The organism is Cohnella sp. LGH (assembly GCF_017671885.1).
Classification (GTDB): Bacteria; Bacillota; Bacilli; order Paenibacillales; family Paenibacillaceae; genus Cohnella; species Cohnella phaseoli.
Map to the genome: position 1 here is coordinate 3510436 of NZ_CP072117.1, position 18701 is coordinate 3529136.

The 18701-nt window shown below is 53.2% G+C and carries 14 protein-coding genes; 3 read left to right on the plus strand and 11 right to left on the minus strand.

Annotated features, from left to right (window positions below):
- Window positions 1–18: 18 nt before the first annotated feature.
- From J4772_RS14915 to J4772_RS14930, 4 genes are all read right to left on the minus strand, one after another.
- A complete protein-coding gene (locus J4772_RS14915; protein ID WP_209075832.1) occupies window positions 19–1437 on the minus strand; it encodes a hypothetical protein in 1419 nt (472 codons plus the stop codon).
- Window positions 1438–1450: 13 nt separating this feature from the next.
- On the minus strand, window positions 1451–2272 hold the full coding sequence (locus J4772_RS14920; protein ID WP_116064333.1) for a carbohydrate ABC transporter permease: 822 nt from the start codon (window positions 2270–2272) through the stop codon (window positions 1451–1453).
- 71 nt (window positions 2273–2343) lie between these two features.
- On the minus strand, window positions 2344–3243 hold the full coding sequence (locus J4772_RS14925; protein WP_209075833.1) for an ABC transporter permease: 900 nt from the start codon (window positions 3241–3243) through the stop codon (window positions 2344–2346).
- A 78-nt stretch (window positions 3244–3321) separates the two neighbouring features.
- Window positions 3322–5046: an extracellular solute-binding protein gene (locus J4772_RS14930; RefSeq protein ID WP_209075834.1), complete on the minus strand. Its 1725-nt coding sequence runs from the start codon at window positions 5044–5046 to the stop codon at window positions 3322–3324.
- A gap of 174 nt (window positions 5047–5220) precedes the next feature.
- Between J4772_RS14930 and J4772_RS14935 the strand changes: the two genes are divergently transcribed.
- Together J4772_RS14935 and J4772_RS14940 are read left to right on the plus strand one after the other, a co-directional pair.
- Entirely contained in the window at window positions 5221–6945 is a 1725-nt protein-coding gene (locus tag J4772_RS14935) for a sensor histidine kinase (protein WP_209075835.1), read from the plus strand.
- A gap of 1 nt (window position 6946) precedes the next feature.
- Window positions 6947–8608: a response regulator gene (locus tag J4772_RS14940; protein ID WP_209075836.1), complete on the plus strand. Its 1662-nt coding sequence runs from the start codon at window positions 6947–6949 to the stop codon at window positions 8606–8608.
- Between the two features lie 187 nt (window positions 8609–8795).
- On the opposite strand, the gene pflA is transcribed toward J4772_RS14940, so the two are convergent.
- From pflA to J4772_RS14975, 7 genes are all read right to left on the minus strand, one after another.
- Window positions 8796–9551 carry a pyruvate formate-lyase-activating protein gene (gene pflA, locus J4772_RS14945; RefSeq protein WP_209075837.1) on the minus strand — a complete coding sequence of 252 codons (756 nt, stop codon included), beginning with the start codon at window positions 9549–9551 and terminating at the stop codon, window positions 8796–8798.
- Window positions 9552–9605: 54 nt separating this feature from the next.
- Window positions 9606–11885 carry a formate C-acetyltransferase gene (gene pflB / locus J4772_RS14950; RefSeq protein ID WP_209075838.1) on the minus strand — a complete coding sequence of 760 codons (2280 nt, stop codon included), beginning with the start codon at window positions 11883–11885 and terminating at the stop codon, window positions 9606–9608.
- Window positions 11886–11935: 50 nt separating this feature from the next.
- Window positions 11936–14545 (minus strand): bifunctional acetaldehyde-CoA/alcohol dehydrogenase, encoded by a 2610-nt coding sequence (adhE, locus tag J4772_RS14955; protein WP_209075839.1) that lies wholly within the window; start codon window positions 14543–14545, stop codon window positions 11936–11938.
- Between the two features lie 24 nt (window positions 14546–14569).
- Window positions 14570–15058 carry a hemerythrin domain-containing protein gene (locus J4772_RS14960; RefSeq protein WP_116064304.1) on the minus strand — a complete coding sequence of 163 codons (489 nt, stop codon included), beginning with the start codon at window positions 15056–15058 and terminating at the stop codon, window positions 14570–14572.
- Window positions 15059–15096: 38 nt separating this feature from the next.
- The gene (locus J4772_RS14965; protein ID WP_209075840.1) at window positions 15097–15615 is read right to left on the minus strand and encodes a hemerythrin domain-containing protein; all 519 of its coding nucleotides are present in this window, start codon (window positions 15613–15615) and stop codon (window positions 15097–15099) included.
- A gap of 195 nt (window positions 15616–15810) precedes the next feature.
- Window positions 15811–16692: an anti-sigma factor gene (locus J4772_RS14970; protein ID WP_209075841.1), complete on the minus strand. Its 882-nt coding sequence runs from the start codon at window positions 16690–16692 to the stop codon at window positions 15811–15813.
- Between the two features lies 1 nt (window position 16693).
- Window positions 16694–17305: an RNA polymerase sigma factor gene (locus J4772_RS14975; RefSeq protein WP_246016885.1), complete on the minus strand. Its 612-nt coding sequence runs from the start codon at window positions 17303–17305 to the stop codon at window positions 16694–16696.
- Window positions 17306–17544: 239 nt separating this feature from the next.
- Between J4772_RS14975 and J4772_RS14980 the strand changes: the two genes are divergently transcribed.
- Window positions 17545–18699 carry a COG1470 family protein gene (locus J4772_RS14980; protein ID WP_209075842.1) on the plus strand — a complete coding sequence of 385 codons (1155 nt, stop codon included), beginning with the start codon at window positions 17545–17547 and terminating at the stop codon, window positions 18697–18699.
- The last annotated feature ends 2 nt before the right edge of the window (window positions 18700–18701 follow it).

An 18701-nucleotide genomic window follows, 5' to 3' on the forward strand; every position in this document is an offset into this window, starting at 1 on the left:
AGCCATCAGTTTCTTCTATTAAAAGTTCGCATCAATAGAAGCGCGTTCGATTGGATTTTTGGCAAACAAGGATTGCAAAATGCGCACAGCCTCCGACGCGATCATCTCCCATGCTTCAGGCGCGAACTTGGACCAATTAGCCGTATTGACTTCGTAACCGCCACGTTCGAATGCCTGACTCGTGGGAATGTAGCCGGCAAATTGGGTATTATGCACGATATACGTGAATTCAGCAGGAGAATCCAGCTTAATCTGCATCCCGCCTTCGGCGAACGGCTCGCCCGGTAAACCGACGAACGCGGCATCCCCGATTCGAAGCACTTGGATTTCATAATGGTATAGCGGGTTGCGCTTATACTGCTCGTGCAGATCCAGCAATCCGGATGCGTACACCCATCGATCGTCGACGAAAATTTCGTCAATCGCGCGCGGAGTCGGATGCTCGGCAATATATCGCTTAGCCGCTTCTACTTCTACATCGTTTAGCTGCCTCAAGGGAATGTCGATGACATGAACGCGCCAATCCAAAACCACTTGATCCTGGTAGCGCATTCTATTCATCACCTGCAGCGTCTTCTGCGCCAACCGCTCTCCCATTATCCTTGCATCGTTGTTCGGTGCATCGGCGTAAGGATCCCACGGATTGATGTTTCCGCAAGCTCCGTTAAGTACAAGCGGAACGCAGGAATCGCCGTAGTTTTTTTGCAGGCCGTCCGACCATGCGCCCGGCCAATCGGCCGAAATGAAAAACTCTCCAAGCTGATGTACGGGATGGCAAGTATAACTGAGCAATAAGGCAGCGGGTTGACCCGATTGCGACTGGAAACTGACGACGCCCAATTCCGGGTCCATCGGACCTTCCAGGCAGCGGGATAACAAATCGGCCGGCCCCGCCGCACCCGGCATCCCAATTGAACCGTCCTTCATAATCATCCGGCGATTAAAAGCGAGTCTGCCCTCCACTCCGCTGGATACCCCGATCTTGACTGGCTCCATCGCTTCAATGGCCTGTTCGACGGAAGCGATAATCCGGCTTACGGCGAAGGAATGGTAGCCTTCGTCTCCCCCTCTGAGCCAATCGAATTCTTCCGGAATCTCCGTATATTCCTCGCTAATCTTGAAGTGCCCAAGGGAAGGGGCTTTATGATTTTGCGTCGCGTGAAGCAAGACCGCATCCCGGTCGAAGCCCCATTTTCGCTCCAGCTCGTCGCGGATTTCCTCCACGTACCTGCGAATAATCATCAATAGATCCAACACGATAATACATAGCTTGCGGTTCCCCTCGGCAATGACGACCGTCTTGACGTAAAGCGGGTCTTTAATATAATCCACATATATTTTACCGCTGATCGTGGCGCCTCCCAGAATAACGTCCTTCCCAGGCGTTATATCGATTCGGCTGCTGCCGACTTGCAGCCTGTTCGCATGCGTACTCATCTACTACCACTCCTTATCCTTTCACGCTGCCAATGACCATGCCTTTTACGAAATAACGCTGTAGAAACGGGTAAACAATAATTACCGGGAGCATGCCGACAAACAATTGAGCCGTTTTTACCGTTCTCGAAGATACCGCCAATACTTCTCCGATATTCGCCACCCTGCTCATGTCCGGATTCGTCACGATCGTTTGCAAGTAAGTTTGCAGCGGATAATGACTCGATTTATTCATATAGATGAGCCCATCGAACCAGCTGTTCCAGTGAAAGACAATCGTAAACAAGGCGATCGTCGCCAAGGAAGGCAACGACAATGGCACATAGATCCGAAACAGAATCCGCCATTGACCGGCCCCGTCCACGACAGCGGATTCCTCCAGTTCGAGAGGCAGACCGCGAAAGAAGTTCAGCATCAGCGTAACGAAAAAAACGTTGAGTGCCGCAGGAAAAATAAGCGCCCCTAGCGAATCGATCAGCCCGTAGGTTTTCACGATAATATAAGTAGGAACAAGTCCGCCGCTAAAAAGCATCGTGACGACAAAAAACCATACGTACGCAGTTCTGGTGCGAAAGCTTCGCGTTTCCTTCGAAAGCGGATAGGCGGTTATTACGGTTAACAAGCAACCTAGCGATACGCCAAGCACAGCCCGCTGTATCGAAACCCAGAACGAAGCTATAAACTTCGGCTCTTTCATGATGTAACGATAGGCGTCCAAATTAAACTCCAATGGCCACAAGGTAACAAGACCCGCATTGGCCTTTGCCGGACTGCTTAGGGAAAAAGCCAACACATGAATAAAAGGCAGAATGCACAGAATTGCCAACAAAATCATAACGATGGGGATTGCCAGCCCGACCTTATTAAGGGAGTTTCGTTTTTTCTTGTGCACCTTCTCGCCCCCTCTCAGAAAATGCGATAGCTGGCGAACCGATAAGCCAACCAGTAGGATGTCGTAATTAAAATTGTGCTAATAACCGATTTGAAAAGTCCGACTGCCGTCGACACGCCGTACTGGGCATCCAAAAATCCGACGCGATAGAGCATAGTGTCGATAATATCGCCGGATTCATATACCGATGGGCTGTATAAAATAAACACCTGCTCGAAGCCCGCATTCAGAACATTGCCCAAGCTGAGCACCCCCATCAACACGATGATGGGCAGCATTCCCGGAAGCGTGACGTGGATCGTCTGTTTCCAGCGGCTTGCCCCATCGATATTCGCTGCCTCATACAAAGCCGGATTTATCCCCGTGAGCGCAGCCAAATAGACGATCGTAGCAAACCCGAACTCTTTCCAGACATCCGATATCACGAGCGTAAACGGGAACCACTGATTGCTTCCGAGAAAGAAAATCGGATCCAAGCCGATCAATTGGATGAGCCGATTAACGACGCCTCCCTCGATAGAAAGGATGTCCATTAGAATACCGCCGAGAATGACCCAGGATAGAAAATGGGGCAAATAGATCAGTGTCTGAACCGATCTGGTTAAGTATTTGTTTTTCAATTCATTCAGCAATAAGGCGACGATAATCGGTACGAGAAGCCCCGCTATAATTTTCATAAGGGCGATGAACACGGTATTGTAGATCACCTGGTAAATATCGGGCATATTCATCATGTAGACGAAGTTATCCCATCCGACCCATTTCGACTGAAAAAAACCCCGATTGGGAATAAACTTTTGAAAGGCAATGACAAGTCCGGCCATTGGCGCATAAGCGAACATGAGCGCAAAAACTATACCCGGCAACAGCATCAAGTGAAAGGAAATATTTTTTCTGAATATTCTGAATTTCATAAATACATCCCTTCTGGCCCCGAAATTCGCTTGGGAGGAAGACTACCGGCAAGCAATAGCCTCCCTTCGGCCAGCTAACTATTCGTTCACTTCCTGCGTAATTTGATCTCCGCCTTGTTTTTTCCAATTCGCAACGTACTTATCGAATTCTTCAATCCCGACTTCGCCGAGAATAATTTTGGTCATCATGACGTTTTCCATCTTGATCAGAGTAGACATTTTTTCGGTCATCGTTGGTGTGGACGCGACCTTCAATGCCGTAGGCGTCAGCAAGTCGTTGTCGAAATAGTGCTTTAGAACGGACGTCCCGCTATGAGGAGTACCGAATGTATGATAATAGATCCAACTGGTCGCGACTTCCGGGTCCTTCGTGTTCTTGGGATCCTCGGCATAACGATAAATCCCGCGGAGATAGCCGAAAACATTGGCGGTCATCGTCTTTTCGTCCGGCTGAATATTCGCGTCAAAGGCGGCTTTGACCGCATCATGCTCGATAATGTGCGCCATCGGTGAATCGAATCCAACAATCGAGTATTGGGAGTACATGATGCCCGTTTCCTGATTCGTCGAGTATTCAAGCTTAGGATGAACAAGCCAATGCTCTTGGAAGAAGTTAGCGAGCTTCACGACGACTTCCGGATTTTTATAGCCCTTTTTGACGACCCAGTAATTGATGGCTGTCGGCCCAAGGTACGTTTTGGCCGGTGCATCGTCGAAGGAAACAATCGGGTACGCATTCAAAACCGCGTCCGGATTGTTGACGATCATATCCTTAATCCCGTCGAACGGAGCCGCGAACATATTGTAGAACAAGCCTAATTTCCCGGCGACGATCGCTTCCTTCATTTTGCTGATGTCCTTTACGCCGAATTCCTTATCGATGACTCCACTTTTGTACAATTCGGCGAGCTTCAAGAGCGGCTCTCTCATTTCCGGTTGGACGCTCCCGTATACCGCATTGCCGCTCCCGTCTTTAATCCATTTGCCGGGATAAGCATGGTAACTATTCATGAATCCGAACAAGTTGGACTGCACTCCCGAGCTGGATACCAGTTCCTTGCTTAATCCCAGTCCATACGTATCGTCGACGTTATTTCCGTCAGGATCGTTTTTCGCGAATGCGGTCGCGATATTGATGACATCGTCCATCGTTTTCGGTGGCTGCAGTCCCAGCTTGTCCAGCCAATCCTGGCGAACCCAGATCATCGACGACTCCCAATACCCTTGCGTCATCGCGGGCACTGCGTAAATCTTCCCGTCAACCGATGCCGCATTAAGCGCCAACCCGCCATCGGAATTCAATTTCTCGCGCGTAGCCTCGCTTGCGTACTTCCCAATCGCTTCGGTTAAATCCTCAATCATGTCGGCTTCAATCAGGCTCTTCAATTGCGTGCCGTTAACCATGACCAGATCGGGGATGCTTCCAGAGGAAATAGCGACGTTTACTTTGCCTTCGTACTGCTCCTTCGGAACAACCCATTCGTTAGTCAGCTTGACGCCGAGATCGCTTTCATAAAAATCGTAAACGAGATTCTTGTCTATAGACTGCCCGGGCTCGAACTTGAATCCCTCATCGGCGCGGCTAATCGACAATTGAATAGCCGGTTCATATTTACCGAGCGGATCGACAACCTCCTCCGTTTCCGTCCCTGCTGCTTCATTGCTTCCCGAAGGTTGCGAGGCAGACGGAGCAGCTGTCGCCGATTTCTCCTCGTTATTGTCGCTGCAAGCGCTTAACAATGAAGCAATCAAACATGCAAGCAACAGCAATGAAACGGAACGAGCGGTCTTGCTTCTCTTCATTTCAAGTCCCCCTATCGGATGTTTGCACTCGAGTGTATCTAAACTTTACGGTAGACAGGTCTGCCGTTCAAGGGTAACATCTTGCATTTCTTTGTAGTCTGTTGCACACAATTTCGCGATTGTCCTTTCAAGCGTTTCCCAGTATGATGAACAAAAAAAGGAGGCTGGCCGTTCATGGATATCATTTCGCTCCCCCCGTTCCGCTCCGGCATTTTCCTAAAGCTGCTCCTTACGCTATTGTTTATTTTTATCCCGATCTATCTCATCGGCTTCATGATGAATAAATCCGGCGAAAATATTATCCGCCAGCAAATCTTGTACTTAATGGAGCAGAAGTCATCCTTCTTCGTAACCTCCTTGGACTCGGAATTCAACCGTATCTTCAGACTGCAGACGAACTTTCTTAACGACACGGATTTACAGGATATCAGTATCCGTCCCGATTCCTTAAGCAGCTATGAATTGACCAAAGCGATTAACGACCTCCATTCCAAGATGTTGACACTTTCCGAATCCAGTCGATATATTAAAGAGGCTTTCGTCATCATGCCTAACATTAATCGGCGTCTTTCATCGACGACAGGTCTGTCCCCTATGGATCCCGTCGAGCTTGCCAACTTCCGTACAAACGCGATTTCCAAGAACGGATTGTACATGAAGGATAATCGCATCTACACCGTATTGGGTTACCCGCACGTGACCAATACGCAATATTTGCTCATTATCGAATTGTCCGTTTCGGCCATTAGCCGCGAGCTCGTCGATCCGAACGAAGTCGGAAACGGAGCTTCGTTTTTGCTCGTTCGGGACAATGCGGCTAACGCGAAGATGATAGTTTCCCCTGCGGAGACCGGCATGGAGAAGGTGCGATTCATAGAACAAAGCACTGCCATGGAAGGAAACGTACTGAAAATCGGGGACAAACGATACATGCGTTTTATCGAATCTTTCCAATTTTCCGATTGGGATTTCGTTACGATTGTCGAGGACAACCACATCCTTAAGCCCGTCTATTCGTTCAAAAAATGGTTGTGGATACTGTCGCTGATTTCCGTTATTATCGTCATTATCGTGTCTCTATCTTTACTTCGAGTTATTCATAAGCCGCTGCATAAATTAATTTTGGGATTCAAAAGGGTGGAAAATGGCCAGTTCGATCTTAATTTGCAGCATTGGAACAATGACGAATTCGACTATTTGTACCGCAAATTCAATACGATGGCGGGCAAGCTGAAAATCCTCATTCAGGAAGTGGCCGAGCAGTCCAAACGGAGTCAGAATGCGGAATTGAAACAGCTGCAATCCCAAGTAAATCCTCATTTTCTGCACAATAGTTTGTATATTATTTACCTGATGGCTCAAGACGAAAACTATGTGGGCGTATCCGAAATGTCCGAGCACTTAGGAGATTACTTTAAGTTTATCACCCAGAACAAAGCGGACTTCATCCCTCTCGAGAAGGAAATCCAACACGGCAAAACCTACTGTTCCATCCAACAGCTTCGATTCGGCAGCAAGATTAAGTTACAGATCGAAGTATCCGGATCGCCTGACGATTGGGAGGTTCCTCGTCTCATCATTCAGCCGTTTCTTGAAAACGCAATCATACACGGCCATGAAAATACGATGACCGGCGGTTTCGTAAACGTACGCTTGTTCATAGAGCCGGATTCGTTAAAGATCGAGATCGAGGATAACGGCAAAGGGATGACACTCAAGCAATTGCAGGACTGGGAGAATAAACGCAGCGACGCCCATGCGCTGGAGGATCATGCGCTGTGGAACGTTCATCGTCGCCTGCAATTGCGCTTTGGAAGTCGGAGCGGAATTCACTTGCAAGCGAACTGCTATGGCGGAACGACCGTTACCCTGATCGTCTTCAGAGAAGGAGTGGATTGAGTTGAACCATGTACTGTTGGTCGATGACGAGCCGATGATCGTCGAGGGACTTTACAACCTGTTAAACCGGATCGAGGAACTGGAGCTTATCGTTTGGAAGGCCCATTCTGCGATGGAGGCCATTCAGGTCATGCAAAATAATCGTATCGACATTCTCATTACGGATGTCCGCATGCCGGGGATGTCAGGCATTGAATTGATCGGGCATGTGAGGAAGCACTGGCATCACTGTAAGGTCGTCTTCCTATCCGGATATTCCGATTACGAGTATTTGCAAAACGCGTTCCGTCAAGGCGCCTTCGATTACTTAATGAAGCCGGCCAATTATGACACCATTCTGGATACGCTGCAACGCGTGATTTATAGTATTCAAGCCGAATGGCAAGAACAGAACGTCATCGCGCAGGCGGAGCTTCATATGCAGCAAGCGCAAACTTTGTTGCAAAAGGACTTCTTCAAAAATGTGCTTGGCCATAAAAAGCTGACCTTGAAATCCATTGCCGAACACATTCAACATTTTCAAATTCCGCTCTCACCCGATCAACCTCTCATCTTGATGATCGGTAGAGTAGATCGCTGGCCGACCGGGTCGCAATTAAAGGATAAAATGCTGTTGGAATACGCCGTTAATAACATCGTGGAAGATTATTTGCAGCGCATCTGCCGTATTGCAACCTATAGCGAGCAACGTTATATGATCTGGTTCATTCAGCTCCGGGAGCCCGTTGCGCCGCAGGAAGATGCCGAGGAAATCAGAGACTTGCCCAAGCTTCATTGGTACATCGGCCAACTCATGGAGAAAATACAGCAATCCATTCAACAATTTATCCATCTCCCCGTATCGTTCGTGCTGTCCAAGTCGGACGTAACCTGGACGGGCATTCCAATTACATACGATGAGATGTGCGAATGGATGCGTCGCGGGATTGGGCTGGATGAGAAGATCATCCTAGTTGAGCATGCCGATCTGCTGCTATCGCATTATGCCGAGAATGAGCTCTCCCCTCAGGAAATCCGAAGAAATATGAATCAATTGCTCCATTCGCTGGAATCCGGAGACAGCGTGTCTTTTCATGACGGCATGACGGGATTTTTCCGCTCCGTGCAGAAAAGCGTTTTTCTAGATTACAACCTTCAAATGGAAATATTTTTACATCTATCCACCATATTTATTTCGTACATGAACGCAAGAAAAATAACGAAAACGATTGGCCAAACCATCGAGTTAAAATACTTGGCCAACTACGCGATGTTCGCCAATTGGGCGGCCTTCGAAGAGTACTGCTCTCTGCTTGCGACGTCGCTATTTTCGAATACTGAAACCGAGAGGAAGGATCAGAAGAAAGAAATCATTGATAAAGTGGATGCCTTTGTCATCAGATCGTTGAATAAGGATATTTCGCTTGACCAGTTGTCCAGCGTATTCCATCTTAGTCCTTATTATCTATCGCGACTCTATCATTCCGAGAAAGGGATCACCTTGTCCGAACGAATTAAACAGCTCAAGACGGCTCGCTCTAAGGAATTGCTGCTGATCGAAGGAATGAAAATTCAAGACGTAGCCGTCGAACTCGGCTTCGATAGCGTGTCTTATTTCACCAAGTTTTTCAAAAAAAACGTCGGAGTTACGCCGCAGGAGTATAAGCTAAATAATTCGCGATAATTGGACGTTTAAAAATAAAGGGGCTGTCTCCTAGGCTCTTCGAATTGCTCTAAAAGATAATCGATGATAAAGGTGCAAGGTGTATATACCTTACTTTATATATCAATCATCTTAAGCAACTCTACCTAGGAGACAGCACCTTTTTGTTATTATTACGGTTTTACAACCTCTTATAAGCCCGTGCAACTCACCCCTGAGGACATTGTGAGATCAAGCTGCCCTCCGACCTCCCTTGCTCGATCAACCGGTTCGCTCTCGCGACTTCTTCCGGCCCGGGCTCGAGCACGCCCTCCAGCGGGTACGCTTTGCCTAGCTGGTGCCACTTGTACACGCCCATCCGGTGATACGGCAGCACCTCAAGCTTCTCCACGCCTTCCAGCCCGCCGACAAAACGCCCCAGCTCAAGCAACTCTTCCTGCCCGTCCGTCCAGCCGGGGATCAGCACTCTTCTGATCCACATTTTCGTCCCGCGGTCCGATAGATGCCTCGCAAATCTCAAGATGCGATCGTTCGGCTGGCTCGTGAGCTCCCTGTGCCCTTCGCGATCCATGCGCTTCAAATCGAGCAGCACGAGGTCGGTTACTTCGAGCAAAGCCTCGGCATGGCTAGGTTCGCAGAAGCCGGAGGAGTCGAGCGCGGTGTGCAGCCCCCATCGTTCCTTGCACGCTCTGAACAGCTCGGCCACGAACGGCGCTTGCAGCGTCGGCTCTCCTCCCGTCACCGTAATGCCTCCGCCGGAACGGCGGTAGTATTCGACGTAAGGCTCGATCTCCCGCAAAATATCGTCTACGCTCCGCAGCGCGCCGGTCTGCGTGTCCCACGAATCGGGGTTGTGGCAATAGCGACACTGCAGCGCGCAGCCTTGAAGGAACAGGACGAACCGGATTCCCGGCCCGTCCACCGTCCCGAACGTTTCAAGAGAGTGGATTCTCCCTGTATGCATGCTCTCCGCCTCCCTCTCTTGACTATTGATCGACCGCCGCTCGCCCTTGCCCGATTAGACCGATCCGTGGAACGTCCGGTTCAGCACGTCGAGCTGCTGCTCGCGAGTCAGCTTAATAAAGTTGACCGCATAGCCCGAGACGCGGATCGTCAGCTGCGGATATTGCTCCGGATGCTCCATGGCATCGAGCAGCTGTTCCCGGTTAAAGACGTTGACGTTCAGGTGATGCCCTTTGCTGGCGGCGTAGCCGTCCAGCAGCGATACGAGGTTGCGAACACGCGTGTCGGCTTCGCGGCCAAGCGCCTTCGGAATGATCGAGAACGTGTTCGAAATACCGTCCAGACAGCTGGAGTAAGGCAGCTTGGCGACCGAGTTCAGAGAAGCGAGCGCGCCTTTGCGGTCGCGTCCGTGCATCGGGTTGGCGCCCGGAGCGAACGGCTCGCCGGCTTTGCGGCCGTCCGGCGTGCTGCCGGTTTTCTTGCCGTAGACGACGTTGGACGTAATCGTCAGCACCGACATCGTCGGCAATGCGTTGCGATAAGTCGGGTGCTTACGCAGCTTATTCATGAACGTCTCGGTCAAAGCGACGGCGATATCGTCCACTCTGGCGTCGTTGTTGCCGTACTGCGGATATTCGCCTTCGATCTCGAAATCGACGGCCAGTCCATGCTCATTGCGAATCGGCTTGACCTTGGCGTACTTGATTGCGCTAAGCGAGTCGGCGACGACCGACAAACCGGCGATGCCGCAAGCCATCGTGCGCAGAATTTCGCGGTCGTGCAGCGCCATCTCAATGCGCTCGTAACTGTATTTATCGTGCATATAGTGGATAACGTTCAGTGTGTTCATATACAGTCGGGCCAGCCAATCCATCACGCGGTCGAACCGTTCCGCAACCTCGGCGTAATCGAGCGTATCTCCCGCCAGCGGCGCCAGCGCCGGACCGACCTGAAGGCCGAGCTTCTCGTCCTTGCCGCCGTTGATCGCGTACAGCAGCGCCTTACCCAAGTTCGCCCGCGCTCCGAAGAACTGCATTTGCTTGCCGATCCGCATCGCCGATACGCAGCAGGCGATACCGTAATCGTCGCCGAACTCCGGCCGCATCAGATCGTCGTTCTCGTACTGGATCGAGCTGGTGTCTACCGATACTTTGGCGCAGTAGTTTTTGAAGCCCTCCGGCAGACGAGTCGACCAGAGTACCGTTAGGTTCGGCTCCGGCGCCGGTCCCAGGTTGTACAGCGTATGCAGGAACCGGAACGAGTTGCGCGTCACCCTTGTGCTGCCGTCGTTGCCCATGCCGCCGATCGATTCGGTGACCCATGTCGGGTCGCCGCTGAACAGCTCGTTGTAGTCCGGCGTACGGAGGAACTTAACCATGCGCAGCTTCATAACGAGATGGTCGATCAGCTCCTGCGCCTCGGCTTCGGTCAGCTTGCCCTCCCGCTTGTCGCGCTCGATATAGATGTCGAGGAAGCTCGATACGCGGCCAAGGCTCATCGCCGCTCCATTCTGCTCCTTGATCGCCGCCAAGTAAGCGAAGTACAGCCATTGCACCGCTTCGCGGGCGGTTGCCGCCGGGCGGGAAATATCGTAGCCGTAGGATGCAGCCATCTGCTTTAGCTCTCCAAGGCTGCGGATTTGCTCGGACAGCTCCTCCCGCGCCCGAATCACGTCTTCGGAGATGACGTCGGTTTCCAATTGCAGCAGATCTTCCTTCTTGGCTTCGATCAGCCGGTCAACCCCGTACAGAGCGACTCTGCGATAGTCTCCGATAATACGTCCGCGACCGTAAGCGTCCGGCAGTCCGGTAATGATGCCCGCTTTGCGCGCTAGCTTCATCTCGGTCGTGTAAGCGTCGAATACGCCTTGGTTGTGCGTCTTGCGAATATCGGTAAATACTCGGCGCGTCGCTTCCTGCAGCTCGTAGCCGTACGCTTTGCAGGCGTCGTCCACCATGCGAATGCCGCCGAACGGCTGAACCGAACGTTTAAGCGGCGCGTCGGTCTGCAGCCCCACGATCTTCTCCAATTCCCGCTTAATGTAACCCGGCCCGTGCGACACGATCGTCGATATGGTCTCGGTATCGATATCGAGCACTCCCCCGTTTTGCCGCTCTTGCTTCATCAGCTCCAGCACGTTCTGCCACAGCTCCAGCGTCGCTTCCGTCGGCTCCGCCAGGAAGGACTCGTCTCCTTCGTAAGGCGTCAGGTTCAATCCGATAAATTCGTTCACGTCGACGTGACGCTGCCAGCGGCCGAGGCGGAAGCCCCGCCAGCCGTCGGACGAAGCGGCGGCGACCGCCGCTTCGTTCAGGTGCTTCTCTGTAGTCGCCATGTTGGTACCCTCCCAAGGTGATATAAGGTGTGTTCACAAAGCTCGTTCTATTAAGCGAATTTCCCGTAAAACGCGTTGCGGTACACGTCGGCCAGCTCAGTCACGAGCGGCATGCGCGGGTTGGCGGTCGTGCATTGATCCTCGAAGGCTCTGTCGGCCAAGTAGTCGACCTTACTTTCGAAATCGTTCGCTTCAAAGCCGAGGGCTTGGAACGATTCCGGAATACCGAGCGCGCTGTTCAGCTTGCGGATCGCGTCGATCAGGCTGTTCACGCCTTCCTCGGTCGTGCCGCAAGGCAAGCCGAGCAATCTGGCGATGTCCGCATAGCGCTTGTCGGCGACAAAGTGGTCGTATTTCGGGAACGAAGCGAACTTCGTCGGCTTCTCCGCATTGTAGCGGATGACATGCGGCATCAGGATCGCGTTCGTACGTCCGTGCGCCGTGTGGTACTGTCCGCCCCACTTATGCGCCAAGCTGTGGTTGATACCGAGGAACGCGTTGGCGAACGCCATGCCTGCGATTGTCGAAGCGTTGTGCATTTTCTCGCGGGCCTTCGGATCGGCCTTATGATACGAGTCTTCCAGGTTTTCAAATACAAGCTGAATCGCCTTAAGCGCCAACCCGTCCGTGTAATCGTTGGCCATGACCGACACGTACGCTTCGATCGCATGCGTCAGCACGTCCATGCCGGTGTCGGCGACCGCCGTCTTCGGCAAGCTGTACACGTAATCCGGATCGATAATCGCGACGTCCGGCGTCAGCTCGTAATCGGCAAGCGGGTATTTCGTGTTCCCTTTATTTTTATCGGTAATAACGGCGAACGATGTAACCTCCGAGCCGGTTCCCGACGTCGTCGGAATCGCGACGAATTTCGCTTTGCGGCCTAGCCGCGGATATTTGTAAATCCGTTTGCGAATGTCCAGGAACTTCATCTTCAGCGAATCGAAGCTGGTGTCCGGATATTCGTAGAACAGCCACATCGCTTTCGCTGCATCCATCGGCGAACCGCCGCCGAGCGCGATGATGCAGTCCGGCTTGAATTGCGCCATCATCCGCGTGCCGCGTTCCACCGTATCCGTCGACGGGTCGGGCTCGACGTCCGAGAACACTTCGATGGCGACCGGCAGCTTCCGTTTGCGCAAATAGTACTCGACCTTCTCGACGTAGCCGAGGCTGACCATCGCGGCGTCGGTGACGATCATGACCCGTGTAATGTCCGGCATTTTCTCCAAATACTGCGTCGATCCGCGCTCGAAGTACACTTTCGGCGGCACCTTGAACCACTGCATGTTCAGCGTGCGATAAGCGACTCGCTTCAGGTTGATCAGGTTGACGGCCGTGACGTTCGAGGTCGTCGAGTTGTGGCCGTACGAGCCGCAGCCCAGCGTCAGCGAAGGCAGGTTCGTGTTGTAGAGATCCCCGATTGCGCCGTGCGTCGAAGGCGAGTTGACGATGATCCGGCCGGTTTGCAGGCGAGCGGCGAACGCTGCGATCACCGCTTGGTCGTTCGAATGAATGACCGACGAGTGGCCCATGCCGCCGAAGGCGACGACTTGCGCAGCGCGCTCGATGCCTTGCTCGGCGCTTTTGACTTTGTAGCAGGCCAGCACAGGGCTCAGCTTCTCCGCCGACAGCGGGTACTTGTCTCCGACTCCGGCCAGCTCGGCTACCAAAATTTTCGTACCCTGAGGCACCGTAATTCCCGCCATCTCCGCGATTTTCACCGCCGGTTGGCCGACGATGACCGCGTTTACCGCGCATTTCTCCGAGTTGATGACCAGGCCCGATACTTTCTCGGTCTCTTCCTTGTTCAGGAAGTAACAGCCGAGCTGCGTCATTTTCTTCTTGGCCGCCGTATAGATCGCTTCGTCGAGAATGACTGCCTGCTCCGATGCGCAAATCATGCCGTTGTCGAAGGTCTTCGACAAAATCAGGTCGGTGACCGCTTGGTCGAGATCGGCCGTCCGCTCGATAAAGCACGGAACGTTGCCGGGACCGACGCCAAGCGCCGGTTTGCCGGTGCTGTACGCCGATTTAACCATTGCCGAACCGCCGGTTGCCAGCACAAGCGTCACGTCTTTGTGGTTCATAAGCTGCTGCGTCGCTTCGACCGAAGGATGATCGATCCACTGAATGCAGTGCTCCGGCGCGCCTGCCGCCACCGCCGCTTCCAGCAGCGTTTTTGCCGCCTCGCGGCTCGATTTCTGCGCCGACGGATGGAAGGCGAAAATGATCGGGTTGCGCGTCTTGGTCGCAATCAACGCCTTGAACATCGTCGTGGACGTCGGGTTGGTCACCGGCGTAATGCCGGCGATGACGCCGACCGGCTCGGCGACAACGCGGTAGTTCTCATACGGGTTGTCTTCGACGACGCCGACCGTCTTCTCGTTCTTGATGCTGTGGTAGATGTACTCGGTGGCAAAGATGTTTTTCGTTATTTTGTCCTCGTATACGCCCCGTCCGGTTTCCTCCACCGCCATTTTCGCCAGCAGCATGTGCTTATCCAGACCGGCCAGCGCCATTTTCTGAACAATTTGGTTTACGGCGTCTTGATCGAGCAGCATAAATTCTTCCTGAGCCTGCTTCGCTCTCTCCGTCAGCAGGTTGACTTCCTTCTGCGCGGTAACAAACGTTTCTTGAACTTTCTCATTGGCTGCCATATATGCGAGCCTCCCCTTGGTTGTTTAAGATCCGATATATTCGATTGAGTCCATCAACCGCTCTGCCGCCGGAACAATCGTCTCATTCTCCACTCTGAAATGCTCGGTGATAATCATAAGTACTTGAAGAAGGCGCGACAGACAATCCTCAGGGGACTCTCCGCCGGCGACAGCCGTCAGATACGCTTCGTAAAACTGCCGGGCGATGGCGTCCTCCTGCTCGAGCACGGCTGCCGGGCCGATTTTTCCGCCGCAGATGGCGGTTTTGGCAAACGGGTAAATGATCTGCTTTTCCTTAGAGAGATGCTTCTGCCAATCGTCCATAAAGGCGACGAACTTCTCATGCACGCCGCGATGATGGATTTCCCAGAACGGGTAATCGAAATTGCCGGGATTCCATCGCATTAACCTGCACAATTCCAACAACCTGTCGTAAAGCGCGTCGTGTCCTTCCTTCCACTGGTCGTACCTCATGTACAGCTCGTACAACGGGGAGTTGACCGCTTGGGGCATCTTAATCACTCCTTTCGCAAGAAAATGGATCGCTTCGGCTAAAAGCCGTAAGCATTGGAACGATCCGTCAGGTCAAGCATGATTTCGTCCTCTTCCCTGAACCGATTGTTCAGAACCGCATAAGCTTGAATCAGGTACGAGGCCATCTTGCTTGCCTCTTCATGCCCGATCGGATACCGGGCCTTCTCCAATGCTCGCATGAATGTGCGCAAATACTGATCGGCCAGCTCGTATTCCTGCTCCATCAGCAAGAACAAATCGGGCTCGGCTCCCAGAAAGGTCGCCGCCTGCGGGAACAATTCGGACTCTTCCCACTGGGTATGCGCGGCCCAGTGCTTCATGAACAGCTTGACGCAATCGTGAAGCTGCCTGATTTCGCGATTGAGCCGCTTCTCCTCGGGGTCGTTGCGAACAACGCAAGCTTGCTCGTAAATGCTTCTCAGCTCGTTTTTCAACGCTTCGTGCTCTTCTCTGGCGCGGGCGACGGACGTTTCCAATTGCAGATCATTCGTATTCTCGGTAAGTGGGATGTCATGGATAGAAACATGTAGTTTCATTACGGGATCACTTCCCTTCCTCTTCTTGATCCCAGTATAAACTTGAACGCCGATCCAGTTTGTGAATTAAATCACATTTTGACAAACTGTTCTTATGCAAAGCCGCGTTTGACATAATTTCGTCGTAATTTAGAAAAAAAGATGCGTCTCCCGCAGAGAGTCGCATCCTTAATGTCATTAACTATCCAAATGCCATCATTCGCTCGCAAGCCGCACTAGCGCGCTGTCCGGAGTGGTCGGCAGCTCGCTTCCGCCTTTCGGCTCGATTGTAAAGCGCAAGGACTCCAGCGCCGCCATTTCGCGAAAACGCGAGTACAAATGGCCTTGTCCGCTGTGAAACTCCAGCAAACCCAAGTTCGAAAGCCGGCTTCTGCTGTCCGCCCATGCCTGAACGTCGCTCGTATCCGATTCAAGCACACCCTCCATCAGCACGAACAGTTCCTCGGTATCGTCATTGACCCATACCGTCAAACTTTGACGCGGCCTGCCTGAGGAAGCTGAAGCCGTCCACTCGGCAATATCCGGAGACATGATGACGCGCGTGCCGGGAAGCTCCATCAGCCTCGCCCCCTCAGGCTCGTGCAGTTGTGCATAATGCTGCGCCGCCAGGGGAGCTGCAGCTGCCGGCTCATTCGGCGCTTTCGAATACTTGAACAGCCCAATCAAAACAACGGCAAGCAGCGCCGCGATTACACTGGCCGCCGCTCTCCCCGGTCTTCGATTCGCTTTGCGGAACAGAGAACGCATCGCCATCCGTCGGCGCAGCGAGCGGTACACTTGCGCTGACGGCAACTCCTCGTCCCTCGCAAACCCTTGATCCGTGTTCGCCATCGCGTTTGCGTCCGTCGGGTCCCAATCGACACCGCGCATCGCTTTATCGCTGGCCGACGCCTTCCGGGCAACATTTCTGCGCTCCGTCGACACTCCGAGCAGCTCGGCCCAGCGCAGACAGGCGCTGCGGCAGGCGGAGCAGCTCTCAGCATGTCTATCCAATGCCTCTAAGGAGGCTGCGCCCAATTGGCCGAGGTGGTAATCTACCCAGCGCTCGTCCGGTATGCCGCAATCTCTGCCCAACATGTCAGCCCCCTCCTTTCGAGCCGTTCGACCAGCCGAGGCGCTCCATGGCCTTGGAGAGATGATTCAGACCGTAGCGCACGCGCGACTTGATCGTTCCGACCGGGACCTGCCATGCTTCCGCCAGCTCCTTGCGGGTGCGGTGGCTGTAATACACTTCGGCCAGTGTCCGCCTCTGCACGCCGTCCAGCTCCGACAGCGCCTGCCGAAGCGCCTCCCCTTCCATTTTCGCCATTACGCGCTGCTCCGGAAGCGCTGTTTCTCCTGCCCAGGCATACCTTTGCTCGAACGGAGCTTCTCGCTGCTCCAGTACGATCCTTCTGCGTTTGCGCAATCGGTCCATACAGCGGCTTTTTGTCAGCACAGCCAGCCATGCTTCGACCGAGCCTCTCTCGGGCGAGTACTTTTCCGGCTGCGAAATGACGGTCAGCAGCACGTCGTGGCATACGTCCTCCATCTCCATCCGATCGCCGCCGAGCAGCTTCCCGGCAATTCCCATCACCAAAGGAGCCGCCTGCCCGTAGAAGCGATCGAACGCCTCCATCGAGCCGTCCCGCATGAGCGCAAACAGCTCGAACAGATCCTGGCACCCCGGTCTGCCAGAGTTTGTTCCCATGTTCATCGCACCTCCGCGCATATTTAAGAGGTTGTTCAAAAAAGTGCGCTGCTCCCGCACAACCTCTTTTCGAAACTAAATTATCAAAAAGCCGCCCTCATGAAAACCGGTCGATTCGTTTTTTATCTTCCTTTAAGCTTCTGCTAAGCAATTTTTTAACTTTCGGCTAAATCCGTTCGCCAAGGCCGGACGTAATAGGGGTGAAAATCAATTTTTGGAGTTGAGGGGGAATGGTTGTCATGAAGAAATCGACCAGATCATTATCCGGAGCGCTCGCCTTAATGCTGCTGCTAGGCGCGCTCATGGGCGGAGCGTCGCTCGCTGCGGCGGCGCCGCTAAAGCTGTTTACGCCGTACACGTACCTGTCCGTCTCTCCCGGCGAAACGATCTCTTACGCCATCGACGTCATCAACGACTCCGACGAAATCCGTTCGGCCGACGTCGCGTTCGATGTCGGAAGTCTCGGCTGGAAATACGAGCTGACGGCGGGCGGCAACCGAGTCCGGCAAATTTCCGTGAAGCCCGGGGAGTCGCAATCGCTCAGTCTTAGCCTGACCGTCCCGCTCGAGGTCAATAAGGGCGATTATGCGTTTAAGCTCAACGCCGGCGATTTCGGTACGCTTCCGCTTAAGGTTAACGTGGCTGAGCAAGGCTCCTACAAATCCGAGCTGTCGGTCGATCAGCCCAATCGCGAAGGCCATTCGGATTCCAAGTTCACCTACAGTCTGACGCTTGACAACCGAACAGCTTCCAAGCAGCAGTACGCATTAACTGCGGAAGCTCCGTCAGGCTGGGACGTGCGCTTCTCCGTAAGCGGCAGCAACGTTACTTCCGTCGACGTGGAGCCGGGCAGCTCGAAATCAGTCAGTCTCGACGTAACCCCCGCGGAAAATGCAGCCGCAGACACGTATCCGATCGTCGTTCATGCGGCAAGCGGAAGCTCTTCTGCGCAGGCTCAGGTGGAAGCCGCTATTACCGGATCATACGGCCTCTCGCTTACGACCGTCGACGAGCGGCTCAGCGCCGACATTACCGCCGGCAAAACGCGCAATCTTGAGCTTGTCGTCCAAAACACGGGTTCTGCGGAGGTGACCGACGTCAGCCTTAGCGGACAGCTTCCCGCCAATTGGGAGGTGACGTTCGAGCCGAAGACGATCCGCTCCATTGCAGCCGGCCAATCCGTTCCGGTCACCGCTACCGTCAAAGCTTCCGACAAAGCGCTGTCCGGCGACTACGTCGCCAACCTGACCGCAAGCTCGCCCGAGAAAACGGCTTCCGCCACGTTCCGCATCACCGTCGAAACGTCCGTGTTGTGGGGCTGGATCGGCGTGCTGATCGTGCTTGTCGTGCTGGCCGGCATCTACGGACTGTTCCGGAAATATGGGAGGCGGTAAAA

What these genes read in the sequence shown, in the direction of transcription:
- J4772_RS14970 (WP_209075841.1), bottom strand. Translation starts at nt 16,692, where the DNA reads ATGTTGGGCAGAGATTGCGGCATACCGGACGAGCGCTGGGTAGATTAC.
- J4772_RS14920 (WP_116064333.1), bottom strand. Translation starts at nt 2,272, where the DNA reads ATGATTTTGTTGGCAATTCTGTGCATTCTGCCTTTTATTCATGTGTTG.
- J4772_RS14915 (WP_209075832.1), bottom strand. Translation starts at nt 1,437, where the DNA reads ATGAGTACGCATGCGAACAGGCTGCAAGTCGGCAGCAGCCGAATCGAT.
- J4772_RS14975 (WP_246016885.1), bottom strand. Translation starts at nt 17,305, where the DNA reads ATGGGAACAAACTCTGGCAGACCGGGGTGCCAGGATCTGTTCGAGCTG.
- adhE (WP_209075839.1), bottom strand. Translation starts at nt 14,545, where the DNA reads ATGGCAGCCAATGAGAAAGTTCAAGAAACGTTTGTTACCGCGCAGAAG.
- pflB (WP_209075838.1), bottom strand. Translation starts at nt 11,885, where the DNA reads ATGGCGACTACAGAGAAGCACCTGAACGAAGCGGCGGTCGCCGCCGCT.
- J4772_RS14965 (WP_209075840.1), bottom strand. Translation starts at nt 15,615, where the DNA reads ATGAAACTACATGTTTCTATCCATGACATCCCACTTACCGAGAATACG.
- pflA (WP_209075837.1), bottom strand. Translation starts at nt 9,551, where the DNA reads ATGCATACAGGGAGAATCCACTCTCTTGAAACGTTCGGGACGGTGGAC.
- J4772_RS14935 (WP_209075835.1), top strand. Translation starts at nt 5,221, where the DNA reads ATGGATATCATTTCGCTCCCCCCGTTCCGCTCCGGCATTTTCCTAAAG.
- J4772_RS14925 (WP_209075833.1), bottom strand. Translation starts at nt 3,243, where the DNA reads ATGAAATTCAGAATATTCAGAAAAAATATTTCCTTTCACTTGATGCTG.
- J4772_RS14930 (WP_209075834.1), bottom strand. Translation starts at nt 5,046, where the DNA reads ATGAAGAGAAGCAAGACCGCTCGTTCCGTTTCATTGCTGTTGCTTGCA.
- J4772_RS14980 (WP_209075842.1), top strand. Translation starts at nt 17,545, where the DNA reads ATGAAGAAATCGACCAGATCATTATCCGGAGCGCTCGCCTTAATGCTG.
- J4772_RS14960 (WP_116064304.1), bottom strand. Translation starts at nt 15,058, where the DNA reads ATGCCCCAAGCGGTCAACTCCCCGTTGTACGAGCTGTACATGAGGTAC.